We start from the raw sequence: 14,679 nt of genomic DNA, 5'->3' as shown, positions 1-14,679 counted from the left end.
ATAGTCCTCCCTTTTTGGTTCTGGTTGCTTCTGTTTTTGCGATCAACCCGTTCGGCGCGTGCTCCATTTGTCGATGCCGACCGCGATGATGATGACCAGGCCGATCATCAGTTCCTGCACGAAGGGCGATACGCCCAACAGCACCAGGCCGTTGCGCATGACGCCGATGATCAGCACGCCCAGAATGGTGCCGAGGATGGTACCTTCACCGCCCGACAGCGAGGCGCCGCCGACGATGGTGGCGGCGATGACGTCGAGCTCCAGGCCGAGCCCGGTGCGCCCAGCCTGGCTGGAGGGCAGGAAGGCGAGGCCCAGAATGCCGGCGACGGCGGCGAGCACGCCCATCAGGATGAAGGCTGATATCTTGACCTTGTTGACGGAGATGCCGGAGACACGCGCGGCCTTGGCGCTGCCGCCGACGGCGTAGACGCGGAAGCCGAAATTGGAGAAGGACAGCACGATCCAGGCCAGCACCGCGACGATGACGAAGAACACCAGCTGCATGGGGATGATGGTGAACAGATAGCCCTGGCCGATGAAAGAGAAGGTCTGCAGCACGTCGGGCAGCGCGCCGTTGCGGGCGTTGACGGTCACCGGCTGGCCGTTGGTCAAGATGAGGGCGGCACCACGCACGATGGATAGCATGCCCAGCGTCGCGATCAGGGAGGGCAGGCGGCCATAGGTGGAGAGCACGCCATTGATGAGGCCAATGGCGACGCCGGTCATCAGGCCGACTCCGATCGCCGGCAGCAGCGCCCAGCCGGCAATGATCAGCATACCGGTGGCGAGGCCTGAGAACGCATAGGTCGAGCCGACCGACAGGTCGACCTCGCCGGCGATCAGCACGAACGTCATGCCGACCGCCATGATCCCGAGCAACGAGATCTGGCGTCCGACATTGAGCAGGTTCAGCGATGTCAGGAATCCATCGGTGGCGAAGGACAAAAACAGGCACAGCACGAGCAGCGCGATGAACACGCCCGCCTCGCGCGCCCGCAACAGCCGCGCCATCGTGAACCGGTCCGTGGCTGGCGCGCGCGCGCCGGTCCTGACCGCATCGGCCATACAACATCCTCCCTGTGCGTGGCCCGCCGGTCCTCACCAGCGTGGCCACTCTTCCGTTTCATCGACCCGAGCCGAGCTCGTGCGCGGGCCGTTGCCTCAGAGCCGGTCCCGAACTGATTCAGGATCGGGCTCTATCTCCCTGTTCGGCCATGATTTTTCGAAAAACCATTTTCGGCCCCCCGGATCATGGCCGGGCGTGGGCGTGACCGCCCATACCCTGTATTTGCAGCGTCAGGACGCCTCGCGAAAAGAGCCGGCCGGCACCTTGCGCATCTCGTCGAAGTTTCCGTAGTCGCGCACCTTCTTGAACGGCGCGTTCTCGACGGCGTTGTAGGAACAGATGTAGCCCCAGCGATAGGTGTCCGAACGGTTGGCATCGGAGCGGTGCAACAGATTACCGTCGAAGATCAGCGCGTCGCCGGCTTCCATCTCGACATAGATGTGCTCGAAGCGCTTCAGCGCCGCGTCCAGATGTTCCTGCTCGACATTTGTCTGGTCGTTCTCCCTGATATGGTTGAGGCGGCCGAGCTTGTGCGTGCCTTTCAGCACCTGCAGGCAGCCGTTCTCGCGGGTCGCCTTATCGAGCGCGACATAGATGCTCATCATCTCCGGTGCCAGGCAGCCGTAATTGTACCAGTAGCCGAAATCCTGGTGCCATTCCCAGGCGCCGCCCTCGTTGGGCTGCTTCATCGTCATCTTGTGGCTGTAGAGGTAGATCGGCTTGCCGACGGCGGCCTCGGCCAGATCGACCATGCGCTCGTCGCGGGCCAGAAGACCGTATTTGTCGTCTTCGGCCTTGGTCCACATCTTGAGAAGAGTGGTCTTGCCTTCCTTGTCGCCCTTGGCCATCACGGCGCCGCTCTTGTTCTCGGCCTCGAGCTGCTTGCGGGCGTGGTCGCGGAAATCGTCCACTTCCGCGACGCTGAGCAGCCCCCTGCGGATAATGTACCCGTCGCGGGCGTAGAGCTCGGTTTCCTGCTTGGTCATCGCCAACATCGTCCTGCCTCCCTGGTCTTTCGGGGCCGCCGCCGGCGCAAGGCGCCTGGTAAGCCCGCAAAACTCGAGGGATCCGGCCATTGCTTGCCGAGATCCCATCCTCTTGAGAGCGACCATAGCGGCGCCTGGCAGCAAACAAAATGGACAGCAAGGCACTCTCTTTGTATAAAACGCGCATGCAAGGAAAGACATCGGTTTTCGAGAGTTTCCACTATGTGCCGGCGGCCGGATGGACGCGCACGGCGTTCAGCGTGCTGCGCGCCGGCAAGGTTGCCGCGGCGCCCGATTATCGCATCGAGCGGCCCGTCTATCCCGGCCAGGACATCCTCTATTGCCTGTCGGGCCGGGGTTTCGTGGAGACGCTGGGGCAAAGGCTGGAGGTGCGCGCGAACCAGCTGGTGTGGATGGCCAACGAGGCGCCGCATGTGCACGCGGCCGATCCGGCCGATCCCTGGACCCTGCTCTGGTTCAGGCTCGACGGGCCCGATCCGGCCATCCTGCGGCGCAAATTGTTCGGCGAAGGGATATTGCGGACCGTGTTCACGGAAGGCACCGGCCCGGCGCCGTGGTTCGAGCGGTTGTTCGCGGCGCTGCGGCGACGTGACGCCGGGCTCGACCTGCGCCTCAACCAACTGGTCGCCGAATTCCTGCTTCTGGTCGACCGTGCGGTGAACGGCGCCGGCAATGACGATCTGCCGAAGCCGCTTGCTTCAGCGCTCGACGCCATGCGCGCCGCGCCCGGCTCCGCCTGGACGGCTCCCGACCTTGCCACCGTCACCGGCCTCGGCGCCTCACAGATAAGGCGGTTGTTCCAGAAACATCTGCGCACGAGCCCCCACCAATGGCTGATGCGCGAGCGGCTGATGCAGGCGCAATCGCTGCTGGTGCAGGGCGACCAGCCGCTGGCCGAGGTTGCCGAGGCCTGCGGCTTTTGCGACGTCTATCATTTCGGACGCGAGTTCAAGCGTTCGGTGGGAATTTCGCCGGCGGCCTGGCGGCGCAGCGAACTGAGTGCTGCGCCGGGGCGTTAGTCGATACTTACGAATGCTTTCAGGCGGTTGGCCGCAACCGTTCAGGTCTTGAGTCCGGCCGGCCCTTGAGAATCTCCGGTCCCTGGGCAACATGGCGACGATGGCCGGGGCACGAACATGAACAAGCCAATTTCCACCGCACCGCGCACGTCCGCGCCGCGCAAAGCGCCGATGGCTCTGACCGAGGACCTCATCGCCCACACCATGCGTGCTGTCGAGGATGCCGGGCCGACGCCGGGCATGGTTCACATGACCGATGCCGACTATGCGCGCATCCGCGAAGAGGTGCTGGCCGACGCTCCGGCCGGGCCGCTGAAACTATTTGCCTATGGCTCGCTGCTGTGGAAGCCCGCCGGCGAGGTGAGGGGCGGAGAACGCGCGGTGGCCAGCGGCTGGCATCGTTCGTTCTGCTTTACGGTGCAGCGTTTTCGCGGCACGATCGAGCAGCCCGGCTTGATGATGGCGCTCGATCGCGGCGGCCAGTGCCAGGGCATGGTGTTCGAGATCGCGGAGCCGGTGGCGGCTAACCTCGAAGCGCTGCTGCGCCGCGAAATGACCATCCTGCCCGCCGTCAACGTGCCGCGCTGGCTGCAGGTCAGGACCGAACGGGGTCCGTATCGCGCGCTCGGCTTCGTCGTCGATCCCGCCAATCCGCGTTATGCAGGCAAGCTCGACAACCAGGCGATCGCGGCGACGCTGGCCACCGCCGTCGGACATTGGGGCTCGGGCGCGCAATATCTTTTCGAGACGATCCGCCACCTCGAAGCCTGCGGCATCCGCGACCGCAATCTGTGGCGGTTGCAGGAACTGGTGGCCGTGGAGATCGGGCTGACGTCCCAACTCAGCCGTCCCTGAGCCATACCAGCATCTCGCCGGGCTCGCGGTTGTCCCAGGCGAAATAGGGAATGGCGGTCAGGCGCGTCTCGGCGGTGGCCGGCGGCTCGGGCCTGTAGAGCCCGTCCTGCCAGCCGTCGGAGACATCGGCAAGTGCCGCGGTCGACAGCGTCACCACGCCGCCGAGAAGTTCCGGCCGGTGCTGCGCTTCGATGGTGGCCGTCCGCGGCAGCGTCAGGCGATGCGGCTGGCTGTCATTGTCTGATGCCTCGACGCAATAGATCAGCGGGCCGCGTGACAGCGCGACGCGGCCAGCATCCTGGCGCACCTGCGGGTTGGCATAAAGCCGCTCGATCGGCATTTCGAGATCGAGCCGGACATTGTCGCCCTTTTTCCATGTCCGCTTGATCGCGGCGTAGCCGTCGCTGGTGATATCCGCCAGTCTGATGGCTTCGCCGTTTATCTTCAACCCGGCACTGGCGCTCCAGGCGGGAATGCGCAGGTGCAAAGTGAACTCGACCGGCGCCCGCGGTTCGAGCATGATGTCGACGGCGCCGTCCCAGGGATAGCTGCTGACCTGCGTCAGGCTCACCGGGACGCCCGATATATCGAAGCGCCCGGTCGAGTCGCCATAGAGGTGGACGGCCAGCGCATCGTCGGCCAGGCTGTAGAAATAGCTGCCGATCGAGGCGACCATGCGCCCGATATTGGGCGGGCAGCACGGGCAGCGGTGCCACTTCCACCTGTTGTGCTTGCCCCGGCTTTCCAATGGATTCTCGTAGAAAAACAGCGAGCCGTCGAGCGACAGGCCCGAGATCGAACCGTTGTAGAGGGCGCGTTCCATCATGTCGGCGTAGCGCGCGTTCGGCCCCATGCCGAGCATGCGGCTGGCCCAGAACACCAAGCCGACCGCCGCACAGGTCTCGGCATAGGCGCTTTCGTTGGGCAGGTCGTAGTCGCTGGTGAAGCCCTCATTGTGCGCCGACGGCCCCAGTCCGCCAGTGATGTAGAGACTCTTGGTGGTGAGATCGTCCCACAGAAGGTCGAGTGCTGCTCGCAGCGTATCATCGCCATATTCGGTCGCGATATCGGCCATGCCGGAATAGAGGTACATCGCCCTGACAGCATGGCCGACGACCTTGTTCTGTTCTCGCACCGGGATATGCGACTGGCTGTATTCATAGGTCTTGAAATGATAGGCCTTCGGGTCGGCGCCGCGGGCGCGGGCCTCCTCGTCGAAATAATGCGGCTGCTGACCGCGCTGGTCGATGAAGTATCTGGCCAACTCCATATATTTCCGCTCGCCGGTCACCCGGGCCAGCTTGACCAGCGCCAGCTCGATCTCCTCGTGGCCGCAATAGCCCTTCTTCTTGCCGGGCTCCGGGCCGAGTACCGACGCGATGTGGTCGGCATAGCGGCACATGATATCGAGCAGCTTGCGTTTTCCCGTCGCCTGGTAGTAGGCGACCGCGCCCTCGATCAGATGGCCGGCGCAATAGAGCTCGTGGCAGTCGCGCAGATTGGTCCAGCGCTTGCCGGGCTGGATGCGTTGGTACCAGCTGGAGAGATAGCCGTCCTCCTGCTGCAGCCTGCCATACATGTCGATGACGGCGTCGATCTTCTTCTCCAGTTCGGGATTCTTGCGCCGGTAAAGCGAATAGGCCGCGGTCTCGATCGTCTTGCCGAGATCGGAATCCCAGAACATCTGCGTGGTCACCGTCGATCCGGTGAATTCCGCGCCCTGGCGGTCGGCTTCGTCGGGAGAGGGCGAGTGGAAGGGGATGACTATGCCGGGCGAGGGACGGTCCGGATCGATCTGCTCCAGCATGCGGGCCTCCACGCAGCGCTCGTAAAGGATATCGGCGGTGCGGGCGGCGACAGCGTCGGCGCGATCGCCCCAGAAGCCGTGCACGTCGACCTGCGGCACCGGCAGCGGGCGGAAGGCGAGCTTCGGTTTCCCGGTTTTTGCGGATGGCGATGCGGTCATGAATTTACTCCATTCTATTTGACGGCCCCGGCCATCAGGCCGCGGATGTAGAAGCGCTGCAGCGCCAGGAACAGGATGAGGCACGGCACCATCATCACGGTGACGCCCGCCTGCACCGCGCCCCAGTCGATGGCGCCGAAGCGGCCCGACTGCAGTGCGGTCATCATCACGGGCAGCGTGAATTTGGATTGATCGGTCATCAGCACGAGGGCGGCGAGGAATTCGTTCCAGGCGCCGAGGAAGGCAAACAGGGCGATGGTGACGACGCCCGGCCAGACCAGCGGCAGCATCACCTTCCAAAGCATGGTGAGATTGCCGGCACCGTCCATGCGGGCGGCTTCCTCGATCTCGCGCGGCACCGCGTCGAAGGCGTTGCGCATCATGAAGATCGAGAACGGCAGTTGCAGCGTCACATAAACGCCGACCAGGCCGGTCAGCGTGTTGTGCAGGCCAAGCTTGGTCAGCACCAGGAAGATCGGCGTCAGGATCGACTGGAACGGGATCATGATCGTCGACAGGATGAGGATGAAGAACAGGTCCTTGAACGGAAACCGGAACCGCGAAAAGCCGTAGCCGGCCAGCACGCTGACGGCGACCGACAGCACGACGGTCATCACCGAGACGTAGATGCTGTTTTGCGCCGAGACCCACAGCCCGTCGCCGAAGCTGTTGAGCGTGGCGTAGTTCTCCAGCGAGAAGCCTGATGTCGGCCAGGGCGGCAGCGGCGGCAGGCGCGCTTCGGCCGCCGGCTTGAACGCCGACAGCACCGCCCACACGATCGGCGCGGCAAACAGCACCGAGGCGACGATGCCGGTCGAATGCTCGCCGATGCGGCTCAAGAGCCGGCGGTTGCGGGAAGCGGCCTGCGCCATCAGTCGAGCCCCTCCGGCTTGCGCAGCAGCCACAGCTGGACGAGGCTGAGCGCCACCAGGATCACCAGCAGCACCATCGACAAAGCCGCGCCGTAGCCGAGCTTGAACGACACGAAGGACTGGTTGAAGATCCAGTAGACCGCCGTCAGCGTCTGGTTGCGTGGGCCGCCGCGCAGGATGATGTAGAACTGGTCGAAGGCGAGGATCGAGCCGGCGACCGACAGGATCAGGGCCAGCGCCAGCGTGCGGCGCATCAGCGGCAAAGTGATCGCCCTGAACCTGGCGAACGGACCGGCGCCGTCGATGACGGCCGCCTCCTGCAGATCCTGCGGGATCGATTGCAGGCCGGCCATCAGAATGATCATGGTGAAGCCGGCGACCTTCCAGACGACCATGGCGATGATCGACCAGAAGGCCGGCTGGAAGGTGGCCAAAAGGTTGAACTTCCTGTCGATCAGGCCAAGGTCGTAGGCGGCCGGGCTGAACAGGCCGGAATCGACGTTCAACAGCCATGACCAGAGCAGGCTGGCCGAGGCAAAGCCGACAACCGCCGGCATGAAGAACATCGTCCGGTAAAGATTGGTCAGCGGCCGCGGCCGCTCGACGAACAGCGCCAGCGGAAACGCCACCACGAAGATCGCGATGGTGACGATCACGGTGTAGTAGGCGGTGAAGCGCAGCGCGTTCCAGAACCGGGTGTCGCGCAGGATGGCGACATAGTTGCCGAGGCCGATAAAGCTGTGCTCGCCCATCAGGGGCCAGTTGTGCAGCGACATCCACGCCGTCATGCCGAGCGGGATCAGGAAAAAGACGACGACCAGCGCGACAGCCGGCGCGACATAGAGCAGGCCGATCCATTGGTGGCGGCTGGCGACCTTGCGGGCGCGGGGCGGGGCAGGGGTTGCTGCGGTGATGACGGTCATGGCTGCGCGCTCGGTGCTATTGGGACATTGGCAAAGAACCCTCTCACCCGGATTGCCAACCGAATTGAAGAGAGCAATTCGGGGCAATCCGACCTCTCCCCGAGGAGAGGAGGTTGCCGGGGATGGTGCCAGCCTCTTCTCCCCAGCGGGGAGAAGGTGGCCGCGAAGCGGCCGGATGAGGGGGTCTTTTCTCAACGCGATAGCCCTGCCGTTGGCGATGCGGTATCCGGCCACCCGCCCAGGGAGACAGGCGGGCGGCCGGCAGGCGTCCGCTACTTCTGCGGCGCCTGGTCGATGATCGACTGCATCGTTTCCTGCGCATTGGCTATCGCGCCATCGACATCGTCGCCGAAGAAGACCTCGTTGATCATCTGCGTCCACGGGCCGTTGGCGGAGTTGATCAGGTCGTTGAACACCACCGAATAGGGCGTCTTGCCCTTGGCCATGGCTTCGGCGGCGATCTGGTAGCGCGGATCGAGATCCTTCAACGCGTCCTTGGCGATGTCGCCGCGCACCGGCAGGCTTCCGTATTTGGCAAGGATGGTCTGGCCCTCGAGCGAATAGGCGAAGTCGAGGAACTCCTTCACCACGGGCAGTTTCGTGGTGCCCTTGGTGACGACGAAATTGTCGCCGCCCGCAAAGGACGACCAGCCGCTGTCCTTGCCCGGCAGGAAGGTGACGCCGTAATCGATGTCGGGATACTGGGTGTTGAGCGCGCCGATGGCAAAGGCGCCGGACGGCGAGATGCCGATATTGCCGGCGGCGAAGGCGGCAAAGAAATTGGCGCCGGTGTCGGTCTGTGCGCCTGCCGGTACCAGATCCTTCTTGACCATCGAGCGGTAGAGATCGATGGCGCCGCGCAGCTGCGGGCTGTCCAGCGTCGCCTTCGAGCCGTCTTCGCTCAGGATGTCGCCACCAGACGCCCAGATCAGGGGCGTGAAGGTGAAGATGTTGCAGCCGCCGCAATTGCCGGAGAAGTAGAAGCCCTTGATGTTGCCGCCGAGCGCGTTGACCTTCTCGGCATCGGCCGCGATCTCGGCCCAGTTGGCCGGGCCTTTTTCGGGATCGAGGCCGGCCTGCTTGAACAGCTTCTTGTTCCAGATCAGCACCGAGGCGTCGGCGGAGAAGGGCAGGCCGTAAATGTGGTCTTTGTAGGTGCCGGTCTTCACATGCGCCGGCGACAGGCTGGCAAAATAGGGCAGGGACTTTGCCCAGTCGGTGATGTCCTCCAATTGGCCGGCTGCGGCGAAGGAGGGCGTGTAGATCAGGTCGAGCGACAGCGCGTCGGGCGCTGTGCCGCCGGCGGCCGCGGCACCGTATTTGGGGATGATCTCGGCATTGGGGATGATATCGAGCTTGACCTGGTTGGTGTGCGCCTTGTTGTAGGCATCGACGATCCTCGGCATGAAATTCGAACCGTCGGCGCGCACCCATATGTTGGCCGTCTCGGCGGCGGCAGTGCCGAGACCGCCGCCCAGAACGGCAGCGGCCAGGGCCAGTTTGGCAATCAGGTTCCTCATGTTCTCCTCCTCCAAGGTTGGCCGCGGTCCGCGGCTTGGCGCCGATTGCGCGGCGCTTCGTTTTCAGCCACCCGGCGGATGGCCGCATGACTGCCGCACCACCAGCCGGCACGGCAGTTTTCGAATGCCGGGCGCGGCGGGCTTGCCGCCGACCAGCGAAAGCAGGGTCAACCCGGCCTCGCGCCCGAGCGCGACCAGGTTCATGTCGACAGAGGTCAGCGGCGGGCGCGTCGCCTCGGCCACGATCTCCCAATTGTCGAAACCGATGACGCCGACATCCCTGGGTACGTCGAGGCCGCGTTCGCGCAGAGCATCGATGATGCCGCGCGCGATCTGGTCGTTGCCGCAGAAGACCGCGTCCGGCCTTTCGCTTTTGCCGTCGAACAGTTGCGCAATCGCCTGGTGACCCCAGGCTTCCGACCAGGAGCCGAGCAGCGGCTCGCTGACCGTCAGGCCGTTTTCGGCGAGCACGTCGCGGTAAGCCTGAACGCGCGCGTGCACCACGGCAAAGCTCGCCGGCCCGGTGACGTGGGCGATGCGCTTGCGGCCAAGCCGGCAAAAATGCTCGACGGCCAGCCGGGCGCCGCCAACATCGTCCGAGACGAAGGCAACGGCGTCGGGGTCGGGCTGCGTGAAGGCATAGATCACCGGGACGCGCAGATTGGAGAGGTCGACGGGCAGATGACGATCGATGCGCTTGCCAGTGGCGATGATGCCGTCAACGCGCTTGTCGAGCATGGCGTCGACATGCATCTGGCCCAGCCGCGGATCCTCCTCGACATTGCACAGGAACACCGAGACGCCATTGTCGACCAGCGCGTCCGAAATGCCCGACATCAGCGGCAGCGAGAAGCGGCCATAGGTATCGTTGGTGAGCAGGCCGACGGTGAAGCTGCGGCGTCGGAGCAGGCTTTGCGCCAGGCTGTTGGGCCGGAAGCCAAGCCGCCGGGCGGTCTCGCGAATGCGTTCGCGCGTCTCGGCTGTCATCCGGCCCTGGCTGTTGAGCGCCTTGGATGCGGTAGCGACGCTGACTCCGGCCTGCGCGGCCACGTCACGCAAGGTGACTGGCTTGGAAAAGACCGGAACAGGCAGATCGTCCGATGGCATCGCGCCGAGAGTCCTTAGTTGGAAAAAGGTTTTCTCTTACCGATCTGAAAGAGGCCCGGCAGGTGGCCGAGCCCGACTGAAATTGTTTGAGAAAACCTTTTCTCAGCTGAGGCTAGACCAGATTGGATCGCCGTTCAAGGGAAAAGCTGGTTGGGCCTCTGCTCTCTTCCTTCGAATGCAAACGCGGGTTAAAGCAGCGCCGGCAGCACTTAGCTCAGGGGAAGAGCGCCAGTCGCAGTGCTGGAGGCCCTCGGTCGAGACGGGGCGGGCTGCCGCTTGAGGCGTGAAGGATCGCAGCGTGCGCGGGATGCGAGGTCCGGCAAAGGGGTTGGCGCTGCCGGGCAGCAAACCTGGCCGCAATATGTGCTGGCGGACGGTCTGAAGATCGTGCCGAAAATTCTGAACAGTCCCTCGGGATTAACCTTTCCGTAAATATTTGGCCGCTACTTCAACAGCCATGGCCTCGTGGCGGAGCGGCTACGCTGGAGACGGCAAATCTCTGAAGCCTCGGTTCGATTCCGAGGCGAGGCCTCCAAAATTTCGCGTCGAACAGCAGTCCCAATCTGCCCCAAGGGCAGTCAGTCCCCACGAATAGATTTGTGCGTTACGAAGGCGGTGCGGACCGGACGTTAAAGCAGTCCTGTCTTGCATTTGGCATGCCGGCACGCGCGAAAAGAGTGGTATGGAAGGGAGCCGAGCGTTCTTGCTTCGCTTTTCCCTGACATTCGAGGCCTTTCGTGCGTGAACCGTCGCTGCTGCCCGTCTTTGGAAAACTTGGCCTTAAGGCCCCTGCCGCCCTGGCGGCGGCACCGGCCTCGTCGGCAGGTGTGTCGCACCTGCGGAAGCTTCTGGCCGTGCATGGCGGCATGGTGCTGAAACTGTCGGTCGTCGCCTGGACGGTGCTGATCCTGGGCGCCGTGTTTTTCACGATGCAAGGCTGACCGGCATGGCCAACCGCTACACGCTGCGTATGGAGCTTCCCCAGAGCTGGAGCATCATCGATGTCTTCACCGGCCAGCCTGCGGTGGTCCGGCAAAAGGTGATGGTCGGGATGGGGCCGCGCGAGGCCGAGGACATGGTCGTGCAGATGAATGTCCGCGATGTCAAACGCCGCGAACGGGCCGAGCGCAAGGCCTGATCCGTAGCGGCCCGCCGGCGGAAGCCTGCCGCACCGCAAATCAAGGGATTCCCGTGAGAGCCAGCCTGAAGCAGAAGATACTGGAGATTTGCGACCGCAAGATCTCCGAGAAGGGGGCCGGCGTCGGCGTGTCGTTCTATGCGTTTTTCGCCAACAGAAACGACAACCCCGAACTCCTGATGGAAGCCGCCGAATGGTGGATCAGAACCCACCGCCTCGACCATTTCGAAAAGGCTGCGAAGATACGCGCGATGGTCGAGGGGATGGATCTTTAATCGTCGTTTTGAGCGACATGCAATGGACTGATCAGCCGAAATCGGACGCCGTCAGAACATACATGCTCTTGTGGGTGCGGTCGTAGGCCTTCGACGCGACCTCGCGGATGGCACTGCTCTCGGTGTCGAATGTCTGGAGATAACCGGCTTCATCGGCCGCGGTTCCCGGCCGCATCTTGGCCATGGCGTCGGCGGCGACGGAGAACGAGATCTGGAACATGCCGTCATGGCCGACGAAACGGATGCGCTGGCCCGCCTCGTCATAGCTGCGGCTGCGGTTGGGGAAGGTGAGGCTCATGTCTTGGCCTCCGTGACTTTCTTGGTCACCCGCTTCTTCTTCGGCGTCGGGTTCAGGGCCTCGGCGACACGATCAGCCTCTTCCTTGGCCAGCCGAAGCTCCCTCAGCCTTGCCGTCTTGATCTCCCTGGCTCTTGCCTCGGACATATATTCGGCGGTCGCCTTGTTTTTCTCCGCTGTCTTCTTCTGCTTGTCGACAAAGCGGGCTTCAGCTTTTTCCATGATCGTCTGATTGCCTTCGGCCATCGAAGAAATCTCCCTTGTGCCTGAAATCGTGAAAGTGAACTTGTCCGATAAATAGGCACTCGATCGGCAAAATTCAATCTTTTGAATTATTTGACATTCTGCGGATATCACGAAACGGCCAGCTGAAATAATACTTTTGAATATTTAATTTGGTACGCGAATAATTTTTGGCACTCCTATCTATCGAGTGCCAACGCGTCTATAGAGGAGGGGCGTGGCCGCCTGTGCCGGCCCCCAGAAAGAAAGTTCCCATGAAATTTCGGCCACTCCACGACCGCGTCGTCATTCGTCGCGCCGAAGGCGATATCAAATCCAAGGGCGGGATCATCATCCCCGACACTGCCAAGGAAAAGCCGCAGGAGGGCGAAGTCATCGCTGTCGGCCCTGGCGCACGCGACGAAAACGGCGCGCTTGTTCCGCTTGACGTCAAGGCCGGCGACTTCATCCTGTTCGGCAAATGGTCGGGCACCGAGGTCAAGATCGACGGCGAGGACCTTCTGATCATGAAGGAAGCCGACATTATGGGCGTCATCGACAAGGACGAGACTGGCATCATCGACAAGGGCGAGACCGCTGCAACCGACAAGACCGTGGCCGCCAAGAAAGCTGCCTGACCTTATTTTCTCCGAACGTACTGGATAAAAATCATGTCTGCCAAGGAAATCAAATTCTCCACCGACGCGCGCGACCGCATGCTGCGCGGCGTCGAGATCCTCACCAATGCGGTGAAGGTCACGCTCGGCCCCAAGGGCCGCAACGTCATCATCGACAAGGCCTACGGCGCGCCGCGCATCACCAAGGACGGCGTCACCGTCGCCAAGGAAATCGAGCTTGCCGACAAGTTCGAGAACATGGGCGCCCAGATGGTGCGCGAAGTGGCCTCGAAGACCAACGACCTCGCCGGTGACGGCACCACCACCGCCACGGTGCTGGCCGCCTCGATCCTGCGCGAAGGCGCCAAGCTGGTCGCCGCCGGCATGAATCCCATGGATTTGAAGCGCGGCATCGACCAGGCGGTTTCCGCCGTGGTCAAGGAAATCCAGGCGCGCGCCAAGAAGGTCAAGTCGTCGGCCGAGATCGCGCAGGTCGGCACCATCGCCGCCAATGGCGATGCCAGCGTCGGCGAGATGATCGCCAAGGCTATGGACAAGGTCGGCAATGACGGCGTCATCACCGTCGAGGAAGCCAAGACCGCAGAGACCGAACTCGACGTCGTCGAAGGCATGCAGTTCGACCGCGGCTATCTCTCGCCCTATTTCGTCACCAATGCCGACAAGATGCGCGTCGAGCTGGAAGAGCCCTACATCCTCATCCACGAGAAGAAGCTCGGCAATCTGCAGGCGATGCTGCCGATCCTCGAAGCGGTGGTGCAGAGCGGCAGGCCGCTGCTGATCATCTCCGAGGACGTCGAGGGCGAGGCTCTGGCGACGCTGGTCGTCAACAAGCTGCGCGGCGGCCTCAAGGTCGCGGCCGTCAAGGCGCCTGGCTTCGGCGATCGCCGCAAGGCGATGCTGGAAGACATCGCCGTGCTGACATCAGGCCAGATGATCTCGGAAGATCTCGGCATCAAGCTTGAAAACGTCACCATCGAGATGCTCGGCCGCGCCAAGCGCGTGCTGATCGAGAAGGACACCACCACGATCATCGACGGTGCCGGCACCAAGGCGACCATCCAGGCGCGCGTCGCTCAGATCAAGGGCCAGATCGAGGAGACGACGTCAGACTACGACAAGGAAAAGCTGCAGGAGCGGCTGGCCAAGCTCGCCGGCGGCGTTGCCGTCATCCGCGTCGGCGGCGTCACCGAGTCGGAAGTCAAGGAAAAGAAGGACCGCATCGACGATGCGCTGAACGCCACCCGCGCGGCGGTCGAGGAAGGCATCGTGCCCGGCGGCGGCGTCGCTCTGCTGCGTGCCCGCTCGGCGCTTGGCGGCCTGACCGGCGCCAATGCCGATGTCACGGCCGGCATCACGATCGTGCTGCGGGCGCTCGAAGCGCCGATCCGCCAGATCGCCGAGAATTCCGGCGTCGAAGGCTCAATCGTCGTCGGCAAGCTCACCGACAGCAAGGACCACAATCAGGGTTTTGACGCCCAGAACGAGGTCTATGTCGACATGATCAAGGCAGGCATCGTCGATCCGGCGAAAGTGGTGCGCACCGCACTCCAGGATGCCGGCTCGATCGCAGCCCTTCTGATCACCGCCGAAGCGATGATCACCGACGTTCCGGCCAAGGATGCAGCACCTGCGGGTGGCGGCGGTGGCGGCATGGGCGGCTACTAAAACCCAGGATTTGTCCGATCTGTTGGAGATGTGAATGGCGGCCCCGATCGGGGCCGCTACGATTCTCAAGATGATCATCGCAAAGTTTACGCAGTCGCCCGGCTCAGTC

16 protein-coding genes and 1 tRNA gene are annotated in these 14,679 nt (G+C 63.3%); 8 read left to right on the top strand and 9 right to left on the bottom strand.

Annotated elements, in window-relative coordinates; genetic code table 11:
• Positions 1-42 precede the first annotated feature (42 nt).
• Positions 43-1,065: an ABC transporter permease gene (locus tag M729_RS0104585; RefSeq protein WP_024503916.1), complete on the bottom strand. Its 1,023-nt coding sequence runs from the start codon at positions 1,063-1,065 to the stop codon at positions 43-45.
• 231 nt (positions 1,066-1,296) lie between these two features.
• On the bottom strand, positions 1,297-2,052 hold the full coding sequence (locus M729_RS01000000134640; protein ID WP_245267537.1) for a phytanoyl-CoA dioxygenase family protein: 756 nt from the start codon (positions 2,050-2,052) through the stop codon (positions 1,297-1,299).
• Between the two features lie 185 nt (positions 2,053-2,237).
• Between M729_RS01000000134640 and M729_RS0104575 the strand changes: the two genes are divergently transcribed.
• Together M729_RS0104575 and M729_RS0104570 are read left to right on the top strand one after the other, a co-directional pair.
• Positions 2,238-3,092, top strand: coding sequence for an AraC family transcriptional regulator (locus tag M729_RS0104575; protein ID WP_245265341.1), 855 nt, complete (start codon positions 2,238-2,240; stop codon positions 3,090-3,092).
• A 117-nt stretch (positions 3,093-3,209) separates the two neighbouring features.
• Positions 3,210-3,947: a gamma-glutamylcyclotransferase gene (locus tag M729_RS0104570; RefSeq protein ID WP_032807991.1), complete on the top strand. Its 738-nt coding sequence runs from the start codon at positions 3,210-3,212 to the stop codon at positions 3,945-3,947.
• Here the strand turns inward: M729_RS0104570 and M729_RS0104565 are convergent.
• From M729_RS0104565 to M729_RS0104545, 5 genes are all read right to left on the bottom strand, one after another.
• Positions 3,934-5,913, bottom strand: a complete 1,980-nt coding sequence (locus M729_RS0104565) for a glycoside hydrolase family 127 protein (protein ID WP_027160881.1) — start codon at positions 5,911-5,913, stop codon at positions 3,934-3,936. The two genes, M729_RS0104570 and M729_RS0104565, sit on opposite strands and share 14 nt — an antisense overlap.
• Positions 5,914-5,927: 14 nt before the next feature.
• Positions 5,928-6,785: a carbohydrate ABC transporter permease gene (locus M729_RS0104560; protein WP_013530524.1), complete on the bottom strand. Its 858-nt coding sequence runs from the start codon at positions 6,783-6,785 to the stop codon at positions 5,928-5,930.
• Positions 6,785-7,708, bottom strand: a complete 924-nt coding sequence (locus M729_RS0104555) for a sugar ABC transporter permease (RefSeq protein ID WP_024503911.1) — start codon at positions 7,706-7,708, stop codon at positions 6,785-6,787. Before M729_RS0104555 ends, M729_RS0104560 begins: the two co-directional genes overlap by 1 nt.
• 272 nt (positions 7,709-7,980) lie before the next feature.
• A complete protein-coding gene (locus M729_RS0104550) occupies positions 7,981-9,228 on the bottom strand; it encodes a sugar ABC transporter substrate-binding protein (protein ID WP_013530526.1) in 1,248 nt (415 codons plus the stop codon).
• A 63-nt stretch (positions 9,229-9,291) separates the two neighbouring features.
• The gene (locus M729_RS0104545; RefSeq protein ID WP_027160880.1) at positions 9,292-10,335 is read right to left on the bottom strand and encodes a LacI family DNA-binding transcriptional regulator; all 1,044 of its coding nucleotides are present in this window, start codon (positions 10,333-10,335) and stop codon (positions 9,292-9,294) included.
• A gap of 459 nt (positions 10,336-10,794) precedes the next feature.
• On the opposite strand from M729_RS0104545, the gene M729_RS0104540 reads away from it, so the two are divergent.
• The 4 genes from M729_RS0104540 to M729_RS0104525 all read left to right on the top strand — a co-directional run bounded on the left by M729_RS0104540 (position 10,795) and on the right by M729_RS0104525 (position 11,748).
• Positions 10,795-10,870 (top strand) — tRNA-Cys (locus M729_RS0104540).
• 202 nt (positions 10,871-11,072) lie between these two features.
• On the top strand, positions 11,073-11,276 hold the full coding sequence (locus M729_RS0104535; protein WP_027160879.1) for a hypothetical protein: 204 nt from the start codon (positions 11,073-11,075) through the stop codon (positions 11,274-11,276).
• Positions 11,277-11,281: 5 nt separating this feature from the next.
• On the top strand, positions 11,282-11,473 hold the full coding sequence (locus M729_RS0104530) for a hypothetical protein (protein ID WP_027160878.1): 192 nt from the start codon (positions 11,282-11,284) through the stop codon (positions 11,471-11,473).
• A gap of 53 nt (positions 11,474-11,526) precedes the next feature.
• Positions 11,527-11,748, top strand: a complete 222-nt coding sequence (locus M729_RS0104525) for a DUF6500 family protein (protein ID WP_027160877.1) — start codon at positions 11,527-11,529, stop codon at positions 11,746-11,748.
• A gap of 31 nt (positions 11,749-11,779) precedes the next feature.
• Here the strand turns inward: M729_RS0104525 and M729_RS0104520 are convergent, their stop codons facing one another.
• Complete coding sequence (locus M729_RS0104520) at positions 11,780-12,046, bottom strand: DUF1488 domain-containing protein (protein WP_013530531.1); 267 nt, start codon at positions 12,044-12,046, stop codon at positions 11,780-11,782.
• Positions 12,043-12,291, bottom strand: coding sequence for a hypothetical protein (locus M729_RS0104515; RefSeq protein ID WP_013530532.1), 249 nt, complete (start codon positions 12,289-12,291; stop codon positions 12,043-12,045). Before M729_RS0104515 ends, M729_RS0104520 begins: the two co-directional genes overlap by 4 nt.
• A gap of 251 nt (positions 12,292-12,542) precedes the next feature.
• On the opposite strand from M729_RS0104515, the gene M729_RS01000000134635 reads away from it, so the two are divergent.
• Together M729_RS01000000134635 and groL are read left to right on the top strand one after the other, a co-directional pair.
• A complete protein-coding gene (locus M729_RS01000000134635) occupies positions 12,543-12,905 on the top strand; it encodes a co-chaperone GroES (RefSeq protein ID WP_013530533.1) in 363 nt (120 codons plus the stop codon).
• Between the two features lie 33 nt (positions 12,906-12,938).
• Entirely contained in the window at positions 12,939-14,570 is a 1,632-nt protein-coding gene (gene groL / locus M729_RS0104505; protein WP_013530534.1) for a chaperonin GroEL, read from the top strand.
• The last annotated feature ends 109 nt before the right edge of the window (positions 14,571-14,679 follow it).

This window comes from Mesorhizobium sp. WSM1293 (assembly GCF_000513875.1).
Lineage (GTDB): Bacteria > Pseudomonadota > Alphaproteobacteria > Rhizobiales > Rhizobiaceae > Mesorhizobium > Mesorhizobium ciceri.
Note: the sequence above shows the minus strand (reverse complement) of the source record. Positions and strands in the feature narration are given on the sequence as shown.

Coding starts and splice junctions, on each gene's coding strand:
- M729_RS0104575 (WP_245265341.1), top strand. CDS start 2,238: ATGCAAGGAAAGACATCGGTTTTCGAGAGTTTCCACTATGTGCCGGCG.
- M729_RS0104555 (WP_024503911.1), bottom strand. CDS start 7,708: ATGACCGTCATCACCGCAGCAACCCCTGCCCCGCCCCGCGCCCGCAAG.
- M729_RS0104545 (WP_027160880.1), bottom strand. CDS start 10,335: ATGCCATCGGACGATCTGCCTGTTCCGGTCTTTTCCAAGCCAGTCACC.
- M729_RS0104560 (WP_013530524.1), bottom strand. CDS start 6,785: ATGGCGCAGGCCGCTTCCCGCAACCGCCGGCTCTTGAGCCGCATCGGC.
- M729_RS0104550 (WP_013530526.1), bottom strand. CDS start 9,228: ATGAGGAACCTGATTGCCAAACTGGCCCTGGCCGCTGCCGTTCTGGGC.
- M729_RS0104585 (WP_024503916.1), bottom strand. CDS start 1,065: ATGGCCGATGCGGTCAGGACCGGCGCGCGCGCGCCAGCCACGGACCGG.
- M729_RS01000000134635 (WP_013530533.1), top strand. CDS start 12,543: ATGAAATTTCGGCCACTCCACGACCGCGTCGTCATTCGTCGCGCCGAA.
- M729_RS0104515 (WP_013530532.1), bottom strand. CDS start 12,291: ATGGCCGAAGGCAATCAGACGATCATGGAAAAAGCTGAAGCCCGCTTT.
- M729_RS0104530 (WP_027160878.1), top strand. CDS start 11,282: ATGGCCAACCGCTACACGCTGCGTATGGAGCTTCCCCAGAGCTGGAGC.
- M729_RS01000000134640 (WP_245267537.1), bottom strand. CDS start 2,052: ATGACCAAGCAGGAAACCGAGCTCTACGCCCGCGACGGGTACATTATC.
- M729_RS0104570 (WP_032807991.1), top strand. CDS start 3,210: ATGAACAAGCCAATTTCCACCGCACCGCGCACGTCCGCGCCGCGCAAA.
- M729_RS0104565 (WP_027160881.1), bottom strand. CDS start 5,913: ATGACCGCATCGCCATCCGCAAAAACCGGGAAACCGAAGCTCGCCTTC.
- groL (WP_013530534.1), top strand. CDS start 12,939: ATGTCTGCCAAGGAAATCAAATTCTCCACCGACGCGCGCGACCGCATG.
- M729_RS0104520 (WP_013530531.1), bottom strand. CDS start 12,046: ATGAGCCTCACCTTCCCCAACCGCAGCCGCAGCTATGACGAGGCGGGC.